This is a genomic window from Phocaeicola plebeius (assembly GCF_003437535.1).
Taxonomy (GTDB): Bacteria; Bacteroidota; Bacteroidia; order Bacteroidales; family Bacteroidaceae; genus Phocaeicola; species Phocaeicola plebeius_A.
In genome coordinates this window covers 94,524-108,692 of record NZ_QSQT01000013.1, presented here as the reverse complement: position 1 = coordinate 108,692, position 14,169 = coordinate 94,524, and the positions used below count along the sequence as shown (strand labels likewise).

The window sequence follows — 14,169 nt, the reverse complement described above, 5'->3', positions numbered from 1 at the left end:
CGGCAAAGATATAAATTTATCGGATTTACCCCTCAGATTATTACGTTGACCCCTAATACCCCCATCTTATTATTTCATCACATAGCTTTCCTGTTCACTCAACTTCACCCATACAAACTATTTTACCGCCATCACTATTTTTTAAACAATAGAATACATACCTCACTTTTCTCGTACTTCACATTCGCATCTTAACTCTTACAAACCAGGAGAGAAGAAAACTAAAATCCATATCCAACTTCTTATCAAGCTTCACCCCCAAACAAAAATAAAAAACCCCGAACAGACCGTTGTCCATTCGGGGGATTTATTAAAGTATTTACAGATACAAATTAAGCTTCTTCTGCAACTACTTCGAAAGGAATTTCTACAGAAACTTCCTTGTGAAGTTTAACCACAGCTTTGTAGTGTCCAACTTCTTTTACGTTGTCTTTAACAACGATAATCTTACGATCGATGTTGTGACCCAACTTAGCCAGTTCATCAGCAATCTGAATATTACCTACTGAACCATAGATAACACCTGTTGCACTTACCTTTGTAGCGATAGTCAAAGAAACACCCTTCAATGTTTCTGCAACAGCTTCAGCATCTTTCTTAATCTTCTCCAATTTGTGAGCACGCTGTTTCAGTTCTTCAGCCAACATTTTCTTTGCAGCCGGAGAAGCAATCACAGCTTTACCTGTCGGAATAAGATAGTTACGACCATAACCAGACTTAACGGTTACAATATCATTCTTGTAGCCCAAGTTAACTACGTCTTCTTTCAAAATCAGTTCCATATTCTTATTCCTCCTTTATTATTTCATCATATCAGTTACGAAAGGCAGCAAAGCCAAGTGACGAGCTCTCTTAACAGCCTGCGCAATACGACGCTGGAACTTCAATGAAGTACCTGTAATACGGCGCGGAAGGATTTTACCCTGTTCGTTCAAGAATTTCTTCAAGAATTCAGGATCTTTGTAGTCGATGTACTTAATACCGCTCTTTTTGAAACGACAGTATTTTTTCTTCTTAACGTCTACTGAAGGCGGAGTTAAATATCTGATTTCTGATTGTTGCTGTGCCATGATTAGTTTTCCTCCTTTTTAGTTGATTTTACATTTCTTCTCTTAGCAGCGTATTCTGCAGCGTACTTATCCATCTTGAAAGTCAAGAAACGGATTACACGTTCGTCACGACGGTAGTTAACTTCCAGCTTCTCGATTACAGACGGTTCTGCTTTGAATTCAATCAGTTGATAGAATCCTGTAGATTTTTTCTGAATTGGGTAAGCCAATTTTTTCAATCCCCAGTTTTCTTCATTGATGATCTCCGCACCTTCCTGAGTAAGGATAGCTTTGAACTTCTCTACCGCTTCCTTCATCTGAACATCAGACAAAACGGGAGTTAAAATGAAAACGGTTTCGTATTGATTCATACTATTCGTTAATTAAATTAATTAATAATGATTTTTTATTTGCGCGACAAAGGTACGACTTTTCAATTAAGAAACCAAGACTTCCCATATATTTATGCAATAAAGATTCTTAAAAAAGAGATATTTATCTTCCAAACTCTCTTTTCTCTACTTTATATATAGGTGAAATGTCGTATATTTGCAAAGTTGTTTAAACAATAATTACATGATAGAACAATTCAATTTTGACATTCAACTGATATTTGCCATTTTAAATGGAAAAGTATCGGCTGCCATTAACAGAAAGCTGAGCCGGAATTTCCGATTAAATGACATGGAAATTACACCGGAGCAATGGACCGTGCTACTCTACCTTTGGGAAAAGGATGGAGTTACCCAGCAGGAGTTGTGCAACGCCACTTTTAAAGATAAGCCCAGCATGACCCGACTGATTGACAACATGGAAAGACAACATCTGGTTATACGAGTGCCCGACAAAAAAGACCGTCGGACCAATAAAATTCACCTGACAGAAAATGGAAAGAAATTAGAAGAAAAAGCGCGTTTCATCGCCAACAAGACACTAAAAGAAGCCTTACACGGACTTACATTGGAGGAATTAAGAATCAGCCAGGAAGTGCTTCGGAAAATATTTACCAACACAAAAGACTAAAAAAGTGGAATGATTCAGACTTGTTACCCTCAGCAAGAAGCATAAAAATCATTTCATTTGTCAAGCTTTTATAAAACGGCTTATATATATGCTCAAATTTCCGTTTTTTTTCACGAAATAATTTTTTGGATAAAAGAATTATGCTTTAATTTGTAACCATGAATAAATAAACCATAAAAAAGAAGACACACATGAAAAGCTTATTACAGAATTTAGGAGTGATATTGGTTATCATCGGTGCTGTGATTCTCATTGCAAGCTATGCAATAGGTAATGTGAACAACAACGCAGTATTGGGAGTTTCTTTGTTGCTCGTTGTTGCCGGATTGATTTCATATATCATCCTGAACAAAAGAATTACAGATTGATTTTTTCAATCAACAGCAATAAAAAAGCCTGAATTAAACATTCAGGCTTTTTTATTGCTCACTTCCGAAAAGTCTTTATTCACCTTCCGGAGTAATCAATTTATATCCCTTTCCGTGAATATTGATAATCTCAATTGAATCATCTTCTTTCAGGTGCTTACGCAATTTTGTGATATACACATCCATACTTCTTGCATTGAAGTAATTGTCGTCAATCCAGATAGTTTTCAAAGCAAAGTCTCTCTGAAGAATTTCATTTGCATGTGCACAAAGCAAGCCCAGCAATTCAGATTCTTTCGTAGTCAACTTAGTCTGCTTGTCACCAATTGACAGAATCTGTTTCTGAGTATCAAAAGTAAAACGACCAATCTTGTACACTGTACTTTCACGGTTACGTTTTCCACGTACACGACGCAAAATAGCTTCAATACGGAATGTCAGCTCTTCCATACTGAAAGGCTTTGTAATATAATCGTCCGCACCAATCTTGAATCCTTCCAGAATATCTTCTTTCAGTGTTTTAGCTGTCAAGAAAATAATAGGAACTTCCGCATTTGCCTGACGGATTTCCTGTGCCAAAGTAAAACCATCTTTTCTTGGCATCATTACGTCTGTTACCACCAAATCATATTTACTCTTCAGAAAAGCCTTGAATCCAACTTCTCCATCTGGAAAAAGATCTGCATTGTAACCTTTTGCCTGTAAATATTCTCTCAAAAGCATGCCAAGATTCTCATCATCTTCGCACAGCAAAATACGCAATTTGTCATCCATATCTTATTCTTCTTTAAATAATGGTATAGTAATTATAAATTTTGTTCCTACATTCAATTCGCTTTCCGCCCGGATAGAGCCTTTATGGTCTGCGATTATCTTCTTTACATAAGCCAACCCAAGTCCAAAACCTTTCACATCATGCAAGTTTCCAGTATGAACCCGATAGAACTTATCGAATATTTTTTTCAAATTCTCTTTCTTGATTCCAAGACCGTTATCTTCCACTGAAATACACAGCTTTCCGTTTTCATTCCATGTACGGATTTTCAAGGCAATATCACGATCCGGACTCTTATATTTCACTGCATTATCCAGCAAGTTAAATACCACATTGGTAAAATGCATTTCATCCACAAAAATCACCGGATCCTGCGCATTCAATTCCGCCTCCAGCGTACCATTGTTTTTCTCTACTTTCAAACGGAAAGTATTCACCACTCCATTAATCAACTCATGTGCGTCAATTTCCTTTTTCTTAAGTGTCACACTCTGCCGTTCAAACATAGACATCTGCAACACCTTTTCTACCTGAAAACGCAAACGCTTCGTTTCGTCATTGATAACTCCTGATATATGCTTAAACATCACAGGCGATTTACCCACTGCCGGATCATTCAACATTTGGGCAGCCAACGATATGGTAGAAATCGGAGTCTTAAACTCATGCGTCATGTTGTTGATGAAATCATTCTTAATTTCAGTCAAGCGTTTCTGACGGAAAATAATGTAAATCGTGAAAATAAACGTAATCAACAAAACCACCGTAAAGATGATGGATGGAATCATAAACTTCACTGAACTGAATATGTAATTATCCAGTGTGGGGAAGAAAATATTCACAAAACCCATCTTAGCAGGAGGATCTTTTTCAAAGAGCAAACGAGAATAGATTTTTTCATCGTCATGCACATAATCTGAACAACGGTACACCTCTTTCCCATCCCGGTCTGTCACCGAAAAATGATAAGGAATATCGATGCCATTATTAAACAGTTCTGTTTTCAGGAAGTGGTCAAGCTGTTTAAAGTTGACTCTTTCTTTCAGAGGCTTGTCACTTGCCGTATAAAGAATATTATACACCACCTCATCCAGCAATGCACGCTGATACACATAACGTTCTTTCAGAATCTCCTGCAATGCACGCGATGTTTGTGGAATAGTTCTTCCCGTAGATATGACCACCTTAGGCACATTCGACGGCCGATTCATAATGGTCTTCAGCTCAAAAGTAGAGTAAGTAGAACCGTCAGGTGCGGTAATCGTATACTGATGATGTTCTACCACATTCTCGCCTGCATCGTTCTTTTCCTGGTATTGTCTGGACAACAATGCCGCACGTTCCTGCGCTGCCACATCTTTCTCCAGATATTTTTTCGTTTCAACCAGTTCCAGGTTATGCACAGCCTTTCCCAAACTGCGGTTTACATTCTCTTCAAACTGACTACGCCGCATTTTGACCATCTCCTCAATATAGCTTACCTGCAAATAAAGCAAGCTCAAGAAAGACAGTCCCATTACAACTCCTAATATCCAAATAGTCGATTTTTTCATACGGACAAATTTAACAACCTGACAAATACGACGCTAACAGATTAACAAGCTTTAAATAAGATTTTGTCGTATATTAACCATAAATCAAATTTTACCTGATAAAATCTACACTATCTATTATTTCAAGCAGCTATACATTACAAAAATAATAGAATTTTAGATTAATAACAAATAAATAGAGGGTTTTGTTTAAGCTAAGTTAAACAAAAAAAAGCCGTGCTTTTTAAGAAACACGGCTTTTTTATCTATAAAAATCACAACTAATATTATGCTTCGTCCTTTTCTTGCTCTTCAAATTCCTTCATCAGCTTGGTCTGTACATCCGTCGGAACCAGTTCATAGCTGGCAAATTTCATAATAAATGAAGCACGACCTCCGGTCAATGAGCTTAAAGAAGTAGAATAGTTCGACATTTCTTTCAATGGAACTTTAGCACTCAACTTTTCATATCCCTTTTCACTGGTCATACCCATAATCATACCGCGACGACCCTGCATGTCACTCATCACGTCACCCAACTTGTCGCTCGGAACGAATACTTCCACATCATAAATCGGTTCCAAAATCTTCGGACCTGCATTCTTAAATGCTTCACTAAACGCATGACGACCAGCCAGCATGAAGGATATTTCATTTGAATCTACCGGGTGCATCTTACCGTCGTACACAATAACACGTACATCACGTGCGTATGAACCAGTCAGCGGTCCTTGTTCCATACGGCTCATGATACCTTTCAAAATAGCCGGCATGAAACGGGCATCAATTGCTCCACCAACTACACTATTGACAAATACGAGCTTACCACCCCATTCCAAGTCGATTACTTCCGTACCCTTCACGTTCATCTTATACTCCTGACCATTGAACTTGTACACTTCCGGAGCAGGCATACCTTCATAATAAGGCTCTACAATCAAGTGAACTTCACCAAACTGTCCGGCACCACCCGACTGTTTCTTATGACGATAGTCTGCACGAGCCGACTTAGTAATTGTTTCACGATATGGAATCTTAGGTTCATAGAACTGAATCTGCAACTTTTCGTTGTTTTCCAGACGCCATTTCAATGTACGCAGATGGAATTCTCCCTGACCGTGTACCAGAATCTGACGCAATTCCTTAGACTGTTCTACAATCCAAGTCGGGTCTTCTTCACGCATACGGTTCAACACCGCCATCATCTTTTCTGTGTCGGCTTCATTTACCGGCTTAATAGCTCTCGTATACTTCGGATTCGGATATTTAATGAAATTGAATCGGTTCTCACAATCCTTGCCATTCAAGGTATTGCCCGTCTTCACATCTTTCAATTTTACTGTACAGCCAATATCTCCCGCACGCAGTTCGTCTACTTTTTCACGGTTGGCACCTGCACATACATAAAGCTGTGCCATACGTTCTTTCGAACCTCTGTCTGCGTTGCTCAAATCATCGCCTTCATGCACCACACCACTCATTACTTTAAAGTACTGTACATCTCCGATATGAGGTTCCACAGCTGTCTTAAAGAAGTAAAGTGAAGTAGGACCATTCGGATCGGGAGGAACAGGAACACCACGTGTATTGTGAACTACCGGCATTTCATCCACGAACGGTACCACATTGCCCAAGAATTCCATCAAGCGACGCACGCCCATGTCCTTACCTGCACATACACAGAATACCGGGAACATACCTCTGGCAGCCAATCCCTTACGAATACCTTCACGCATTTCATCTTCTGTCAGCGATTCAGATTCAAAGAATTTTTCCATCAGGCTCTCGTCGTGTTCAGCCGCAGCTTCCACCAGCGTCTTATGCCATTCCTGCGCTTTTTCCATTTCTTCTGCCGGAATGTCTTCAATGGTTGGAGCACCGCCGTCCGGTCCCCAAGAATATTTCTTCATTAAAAGTACATCAATCAACGAATTGAAGTCAGGTCCTGTACTAAGCGGATACTGAACCGGAACAACTTTAGAACCATAATTCTCTTTCAACTGTTCAAGCACATGGTCAAAATCACATTTTTCACTATCCAACTGGTTTACCAGGAAAATCACCGGCTTACCCAGTTTTTCAGTATAACGGAAGTGATTCTGTGTACCCACTTCCGGACCATATTGCCCGTTCAATAACAAAATGGCTGTATCAGTCACATTCAATGCGGTAATGGCAGCTCCCACGAAGTCATCACTTCCCGGACAGTCGATAATATTCAACTTCTTTCCGTTCCATTCTACATGATATACAGTAGAAAATACCGAATATCCGTATTCCTGCTCTACCGGGAAATAATCACTCACCGTATTCTTGGCAGTAATTCTTCCGCGACGTTTTATAATACCACTCTCATAGAGCAAAGCTTCTGTGAGAGTGGTTTTACCTGAGCCATCATTACCGAGAAGGGCAATGTTCTTGATTTCGTTTGTCTGATATACTTTCATGGTATTTCAAGATTTAGTTTAGTAACGAAAGGATATGCTTTTCATATCTCTTATTTTTTAACGAAGCGCAAATTAGAGATTATAATTCAGAAAAACAATAAAAAGTTTCGTGTTACTAAACTATGTTTTCAGACATACAAAATCTGTATTCCTTCTTTCCTCCCATAAATTATCCGTATCTTTACACCCGTAAAACAACTTCTTACAGTAGATTAATTATGGCTGGCATCTATCTTCATATCCCTTTTTGCAAACGACGTTGCATTTACTGCGACTTCTTTTCTACAACAGAAAATGATAAAAAAAGCACATACGTACAGGCTCTGTCCAAAGAACTTGAGCTGCGGAAAGCCTATCTGGATGGAGAAATTATTGACACCATCTACTTTGGTGGAGGTACGCCTTCACAATTAGAAGGAAAAGATTTCATTCAGCTTTTTGAAACCATCTATAAGATATATACTGTAAATCCGGAAGCCGAAATTACAATTGAAGCAAATCCCGACGATCTGACACCTGAATACATAGCCATGTTGCGTACCCTCCCGTTTAACCGATTAAGCATGGGCATACAAACCTTCAAGGAAGACACTCTTCGTCTGCTTCACCGCCGGCACACGGCTGCTCAGGCTCAACAAGCATACCAACATTGCCGAGAAGCTGGTTTTCAGAATATCAGTATCGACTTGATGTACGGACTGCCTGGAGAAACATTAGAAGACTGGCAAAAAGACCTTCAAACAGCCCTTCAGATGCATCCGGAGCATATTTCAGCCTATCATCTGATTTATGAAGAAGGCACTCCTTTATGGAATTTGAAAGAAGCACATCAAGTGGAAGAAACGGATGAAGATTTAAGTGTCTCCTTATTCAAGGAGTTGATACATACCCTCAAGAGCAACGGATATGAACATTATGAAATATCCAATTTCTGTCTCCCGGGATTCCATTCACGTCACAACTCCAGTTACTGGACAGGCAAAAAATACCTGGGCTGCGGTCCTTCTGCCCATTCGTACGACGGGACTTCCAGACAATGGAACGTAGCTTCTCTTTCTCAGTATATACAAGGTATTCAAAAAGGAACACCTTATCAGGAAAAGGAAGAGCTTGATCTGTATACGCGCTATAATGACTTTATTATTACCCGTCTGCGCACTGCTCACGGTATCCCCACCCATATACTGAAAGAGACATTTGGAGAAACCTTATTCGATTATTGCATGCGCATGGCTTCTCCCCATCTGAAACAAGGATTCCTGACACTCGACAATCACGTCATGAAGCTCACAGAAAAAGGGATATTTATTTCTGATGGAATTATGAGCGACCTGCTATGGGTAGACGATTAGATTATTTAACACTTTCCAGATAGGGGATATTCACATTTTGGCGTTTTCATTACAAACCCCTAAAAACAACGCATTATGGAAACTCAAAAAGTTATTCTGCCCTTCTTTTACGCATTATTCCATGCTGGTTTCTCGTCAGAAGAAAACTCGTCCCCTATTGTTTCACCACAAAAAGAATTGGCATTACATTCAGAATTAGCCTTCATTTGTTCAGAAGAATCTGAAAAGGAATAACCCCTACACACATTTTCTCTATCACACATTCACAAAAAAAATTCCGGAATGAAAACCAGCTAACCGCTTTATTTCATTCCGGAATTCATTTTATTTTCAGAAGAATGCGCTAACGCCTCTCTTATTTAGCCAGACTGTATACAATGTCCATAATCTGCTTACCGATTTCATCAGCAGCTTCCATTGTAGAAGCTTCTGAGTATACACGAATAATCGGTTCTGTGTTACTCTTACGCAGGTGAACCCACTTATCAGGGAAATCAATCTTCACACCATCGATGTCGTTGATTTCTTCATTTTTGTAAAGTTCTTTCACCTTAGCCAGGATAGCATCTACATCTGTTTCCGGAGTCAGGTCGATACGATTCTTCGCAATGAAATAGTTAGGATAAGTCGCACGCAATTCGCTCACCTTCTTTCCTTCGTGTGCCAGATGACTCAAGAACAAAGCAATACCTACCAATGCATCACGTCCGTAGTGAGATTCCGGATAAATCACTCCACCATTACCTTCACCGCCGATAACCGCATTAGTAGCTTTCATCTTGGTTACTACATTTACTTCACCCACTGCAGAAGCATTGTATTCCATGCCATATTTGCGAGTGACGTCACGCAACGCACGAGTAGAACTCAAGTTAGAAACTGTATTTCCTGGAGTATGCTTCAATACATAATCAGCTACTGTTACCAGCGTATATTCTTCACCATACATAGCTCCATTTTCACAGATAATAGCCAGACGGTCTACGTCAGGGTCTACCACAAAGGCTACATCACAAGTACCTTTCTTCATCAAGCCCATGATGTCACCCAAGTTCTTTTCCAGAGGTTCTGGATTATGCTGGAAGTCGCCAGTCGGTTCGCAATACAACTTTTCCACATGCTGTACGCCCAGCTGCTCCAACAACTGAGGCAGTACTACACCACCTACAGAGTTCACACAATCAATTGCCACGCGGAAATTAGCCTTACGGATAGCTTCTACGTCTACCAGTTTCAATGCCAATACGCTGTCAATATGTTTCTGGTTGTATGTATTGTCTTCACGGTACTTACCGATATGTTCGATGTCTGCAAATTCAAATTCTTCTGCAGCAGCAATACGCAATACCTCATTACCTTCTGCCGCATTCAGGAATTCACCATGTTCATTCAACAACTTCAATGCATTCCATTGTCTCGGATTATGGCTGGCAGTCAAAATAATACCACCGCATGCTCCTTCCATAGTTACAGCAAGTTCTGTAGTCGGAGTAGAAGCCAACCCGATATTTACTACATCGAATCCCATTCCCATCAACGTTCCGCAAACCACATTTTTCACCATTTCACCAGAGATACGTGCATCACGGCCCACTACAATCTTATTTGATTTATTGGTCGTAGTCTTACGAATCAATGTAGCATACGCTGAAGTGAATTTCACGATGTCCAAAGGATTCAACCCTTCGCCGGCATGGCCGCCTATAGTGCCACGAATACCGGAAATAGATTTAATAAGTGTCATAAATAAAGGTTTTAATTATTTAGGTTTTTAGGTTATCACAGTTTTACATAAGTCAGTTCATAAAAACATGGATACACAGACTGAGTGGCCGAAGAAGTACCTTCACTATGCGGCACAATCAGTTTCACACGTGCAATTTCTCCAGAATCAGTCGTTTTTCCTGGTTTCAAGTAACGCAATGGAATCAACCAACCAGAAGGAACGGCTACTGTTCCATACATGCCATACATGCTATAAGAATCACTGCGGGTAAATGAAGCAGAATACGACTCACCGCTAATGGTCAGTTTAAAATCTTCTCCTTTAATCGTATACGAAGGATTGGACACGTGAAAATTAGCCAGCAATGTATCTCCTGCCGTCATACCTAAGTCACTGCGTGTCTGAAGTGCTATTTCTACAAAGCGTGCAACCATATCATACGTTCCATTTTCCAACACTTCTTCACCTGGTCCACGATTGTCTACATGCATATACACTCCGCTTTCATCCAGCAGCACATATTCATTTTCTTTCGTAGTGGAATCCTGCGCAGCAAAATCTGCTTCAGAAATCACCTTTATATCATTTTCCAAAATGTACTTATTAATAGCATCTGCCTCCTCTTCCTTCATTTCAGCGTAGGTCTTTCCGTTATTACAACTCTGCAGTGCCAACATTATCAGGGCAGTTACAGCCCACAACAAATAGTTCTTTTTCATCTTAATAAGCATGTTTACACGGGCAAATGTAGTAAAATGTCTCAAAAACATCCTTCCTATTTTGTCCAATTATGTCTAATATTGTTCAAGAATAAAAATTTCTCACTAATTTTTCAATAACAAGCTCTCATATTTCACCAAAGCCTGCTTAAACAAGTCTACAGCCTCATCCATCGTACCGTAAAACTCTCCACCGGAAGCATTCAAATGCCCACCTCCATTGAAGAATTCAGCGGCTACCTGATTACAAGGGAATGCTCCTACCGAACGAAGCGAAACCTTAATCATATCCTTCTCGGTATCTTCACGCAAGAATACCGAAAAGCAAATTCCCTTCATCTGAAGAGGAATGTTTACAAAACCTTCCGTATCTCCTTTTACATAACGGAATTTGCCCTGTTCTTCCTTTGAAAGACAGATTAAAGCAGCACGGAACTGAGGATATACCTGCATTTTCTCATAAAGCACATATCCCATCAGACGAAGACGTCCTTCAGAATACGTATTGAACACCTTACGATAGATGTCATCCTTATCAATGCCTTTAGACAACAGTTCGCTGATAATGAAATAAATCTCACGGTTATTGGAGTTATAAGTAAAACCTCCCGTATCCGTCATCATTCCGGTATAGATACATTCTGCACCTTCCAAAGTAATGTCATCAAAACATCCCAGACGGCATATCAATCTAAAGATTAACTCCGAAGTAGAAGAGATTTCCGGATGTGAAATAGTCACCCGACAAAAAGGTTCCGGATTCAGATGGTGGTCAATCATCACCTTTCTTCCCTGTGCATCTCTTACTGCATCTGCCATCCGGTCAATACGCGACAATGCGTTAAAATCAAGGCAACAGATTACATCTGCCTCAGCAATCAGCTTATCGGCAAACTCAGCATATTTATCATAACGAATAATATCTTTTGCTCCAGGCATCCACCGCAAAAAGTCTGGAAATGCATTAGGTACAATCACATTCACGGTCTTGCCATGTACAGACAAAAAATGATACAAGCCCAACGAAGAACCCAGCGCATCTCCGTCAGGAGAAACATGGGTCACAATCACCACTTTATCAGCCCGGTCAAAATAGGTCTCAACTTTATCAATATGGGCCTGAAGAATTACTTTTGACAACATATTCTTTTTCTTAAACTTACACTTTTGAAAGGAGCAAAAGTACAAATTTATTTTTATAAACTACAGCACAACGGAATAAGAACCTTGAACAGAAAGGTCTGTATAAGATATTTTAAGTAATTGACATTCCCTTATAAGCTTTTCACGGAAAGCATCATTCAGCGAGCTGTCCAAAATTACTTGCCGAATGGCAAACAGTTTGTCTAACTGTGAAAGACTTCCTTTAAATCCCTTACAAATATATGCATACTCCAAAGGGAAACGCGATGAAGACTCATACGTTCTCCAGCGGGCATCATTCAACACTGCAATATGCATATTTCGAATACACAACAACCCCGTTTCAGAACGATGGGTGGAGACACAGTCTTTCTTACGGGTGTAGATTTCCGAACGGAAGAAATACAACTGTTCCGGAGCTTCTCCTGCATATTCCACACAAGACACCGCCACAAACAGATTACAAACCACCAATAAACGAATCCAGTCGGAAGCCTTGCGGTGTATTCCGGATGCCCAGCAAAGATAAAGGCAAATAATCACTCCAGCCAGCAGACAGGCTTGAGAAGATGATAAATAGACGGAAGTAATCTGAGAACCGGCCAGTTGCTGTACTCCCTGCATAGATTTATTCAAGATCAAAGTACCCCATTCCAACAAGGTAATCACCGTATTTCCCACTATAGGGACGGAAGCCAAGCATAACGCAGCAAACGTCAGCACCAGTATTACACCAGCCAATATAACTACAACCAAATTAGCCAGCAGAAAATAAGTCGGGAAACTTCCAAAGTAATACAGAATGAAAGGCAGCGTACCTAGCTGAGCCGACATAGACAGACTGAGGGTATTCCAGATATAACGCAGCACACGATTTTTGATACATAAGCTACGCGAGAACAAGGGATAAAACGCCAGAATGGAAAAGACGGCAGCAAAGGACAACTGAAAACTTATGTCAAAAAGGAAGAATGGATTATACACCAGCATCAGGAAAGCAGCCAATACCAGAGAATGCATACCCGAAAAACGCTCTTCCAGACAGAATGAGGCAAGGGTGTATAGACTATACATCACCACTGCACGCACCACCGACGAACTTAATCCGGAAATAAAGGCAAAGCCCCACAACAAGCAGACAACCAGCAGAGCCAGCATTTTGCGCCCGTGCTTCAGATAAGTCAACGGATAAAACAACCACAAAAGAATACATGAAAAAATCCCCACATGTAACCCCGACAACGCCAGTACGTGACTGGCACCTGCCGCGCTGTACATCGCTTTCAATTCAGGAGTCAACTCACTTTTCTCTCCGATTGTCAATGCCGACACCACAGCCTGTACATCCTCTTCCAGCCCCCAACTTTGATACACATCTACCACCTTTTGCTGGCACACCTTTGCCCGCTGCATGAAAGACAAAGAATGAGGCTTTCCCGTACAACGCCAGTTCCCGGCATAGGCCAAAGCCGTTCCGCTAATACCTTTTCGCAAAAGATAATCCCCATAATCAAATCCGGTCAGTTCCTTTTCAGAAAAAGGACGTGAAACTTTTGCATAGAAACAAACACTGTCACCACAAGCTAAAGGACTTGACAGGGAGTCCGGCATCCACGACAAAAGGATATTCCGGTCTACCCTTTTCCATTTGTCACCCGACAACCGCTGCATCTCTACACGCACTTCCGCCCGAAGTGTCTTCCCTCTGACTTCCGGCACGCTTTCCACTATACCTTTATATATAGCGGGGTCTCCAGCCCAGCTATATTGCACCGTTTCTCTCTGATAAAGTACCGATATTCCTCCCCACAAGAAAAAAGTTACTCCGGCCACTCCACCGAAAAGCCATCTCCACCGCCAATGAGAAAGCCAGAATAATCCTCCGCAAACTCCCACCAACAACAGCCATATCGCAGCCCCATATTGCCATGAAAGATTTTCCGGCCACCACGTGTCGAATAAAAAAATTCCGGTTGCCAGACAAATAGTCAACCGGAACAAAGGGTACGCTATCAAAGAATGTAAGGTTCCCAAT

The 14,169-nt window shown here is 40.6% G+C and carries 14 protein-coding genes; 4 read left to right on the top strand and 10 right to left on the bottom strand.

Annotated elements, in window-relative coordinates:
• Nucleotides 1-332: 332 nt before the first annotated feature.
• Genes rplI through rpsF form a run of 3 tightly spaced genes read right to left on the bottom strand, consistent with a single transcriptional unit; the run spans nucleotide 333 to nucleotide 1,420 of the window.
• A complete protein-coding gene (gene rplI / locus DXD04_RS08530; protein WP_007563170.1) occupies nucleotides 333-782 on the bottom strand; it encodes a 50S ribosomal protein L9 in 450 nt (149 codons plus the stop codon).
• Between the two features lie 18 nt (nucleotides 783-800).
• A complete protein-coding gene (rpsR, locus tag DXD04_RS08525; protein ID WP_005841178.1) occupies nucleotides 801-1,070 on the bottom strand; it encodes a 30S ribosomal protein S18 in 270 nt (89 codons plus the stop codon).
• Between the two features lie 2 nt (nucleotides 1,071-1,072).
• Complete coding sequence (gene rpsF, locus DXD04_RS08520; protein ID WP_007563184.1) at nucleotides 1,073-1,420, bottom strand: 30S ribosomal protein S6; 348 nt, start codon at nucleotides 1,418-1,420, stop codon at nucleotides 1,073-1,075.
• A gap of 205 nt (nucleotides 1,421-1,625) precedes the next feature.
• Here rpsF and DXD04_RS08515 point away from each other — a divergent pair, with 205 nt between their 5' ends.
• Together DXD04_RS08515 and DXD04_RS16680 are read left to right on the top strand one after the other, a co-directional pair.
• Nucleotides 1,626-2,072, top strand: coding sequence for a MarR family winged helix-turn-helix transcriptional regulator (locus tag DXD04_RS08515; RefSeq protein WP_022052701.1), 447 nt, complete (start codon nucleotides 1,626-1,628; stop codon nucleotides 2,070-2,072).
• 191 nt (nucleotides 2,073-2,263) lie between these two features.
• Nucleotides 2,264-2,440, top strand: coding sequence for a hypothetical protein (locus tag DXD04_RS16680; protein ID WP_181977472.1), 177 nt, complete (start codon nucleotides 2,264-2,266; stop codon nucleotides 2,438-2,440).
• Between the two features lie 75 nt (nucleotides 2,441-2,515).
• Here the strand turns inward: DXD04_RS16680 and rprY are convergent, their stop codons facing one another.
• The 3 genes from rprY to DXD04_RS08500 form a co-directional block, all read right to left on the bottom strand.
• Nucleotides 2,516-3,214, bottom strand: coding sequence for a response regulator transcription factor RprY (gene rprY / locus DXD04_RS08510; RefSeq protein WP_007563193.1), 699 nt, complete (start codon nucleotides 3,212-3,214; stop codon nucleotides 2,516-2,518).
• Nucleotides 3,215-3,217: 3 nt separating this feature from the next.
• Nucleotides 3,218-4,768 (bottom strand): sensor histidine kinase, encoded by a 1,551-nt coding sequence (locus tag DXD04_RS08505; protein WP_117672589.1) that lies wholly within the window; start codon nucleotides 4,766-4,768, stop codon nucleotides 3,218-3,220.
• A gap of 266 nt (nucleotides 4,769-5,034) precedes the next feature.
• Complete coding sequence (locus DXD04_RS08500) at nucleotides 5,035-7,194, bottom strand: elongation factor G (protein ID WP_022052697.1); 2,160 nt, start codon at nucleotides 7,192-7,194, stop codon at nucleotides 5,035-5,037.
• 218 nt (nucleotides 7,195-7,412) lie between these two features.
• On the opposite strand from DXD04_RS08500, the gene hemW reads away from it, so the two are divergent.
• Both hemW and DXD04_RS16675 read left to right on the top strand, forming a co-directional pair.
• Nucleotides 7,413-8,546, top strand: coding sequence for a radical SAM family heme chaperone HemW (hemW, locus tag DXD04_RS08495; RefSeq protein WP_117672587.1), 1,134 nt, complete (start codon nucleotides 7,413-7,415; stop codon nucleotides 8,544-8,546).
• A 75-nt stretch (nucleotides 8,547-8,621) separates the two neighbouring features.
• Nucleotides 8,622-8,780, top strand: a complete 159-nt coding sequence (locus DXD04_RS16675) for a hypothetical protein (protein ID WP_181977471.1) — start codon at nucleotides 8,622-8,624, stop codon at nucleotides 8,778-8,780.
• A 121-nt stretch (nucleotides 8,781-8,901) separates the two neighbouring features.
• Here DXD04_RS16675 and glmM read toward each other — a convergent pair whose 3' ends face one another.
• From glmM to DXD04_RS08475, 4 genes are all read right to left on the bottom strand, one after another.
• Entirely contained in the window at nucleotides 8,902-10,290 is a 1,389-nt protein-coding gene (gene glmM / locus DXD04_RS08490) for a phosphoglucosamine mutase (protein WP_022052694.1), read from the bottom strand.
• 35 nt (nucleotides 10,291-10,325) lie between these two features.
• Entirely contained in the window at nucleotides 10,326-10,991 is a 666-nt protein-coding gene (locus tag DXD04_RS08485) for a BamK family beta-barrel-assembly machinery protein (protein ID WP_117672585.1), read from the bottom strand.
• Nucleotides 10,992-11,096: 105 nt separating this feature from the next.
• Complete coding sequence (locus DXD04_RS08480; protein ID WP_022052692.1) at nucleotides 11,097-12,134, bottom strand: DHH family phosphoesterase; 1,038 nt, start codon at nucleotides 12,132-12,134, stop codon at nucleotides 11,097-11,099.
• Nucleotides 12,135-12,194: 60 nt separating this feature from the next.
• Nucleotides 12,195-14,150: a ComEC/Rec2 family competence protein gene (locus DXD04_RS08475; protein WP_181977470.1), complete on the bottom strand. Its 1,956-nt coding sequence runs from the start codon at nucleotides 14,148-14,150 to the stop codon at nucleotides 12,195-12,197.
• Between the last annotated feature and the right edge of the window lie 19 nt (nucleotides 14,151-14,169).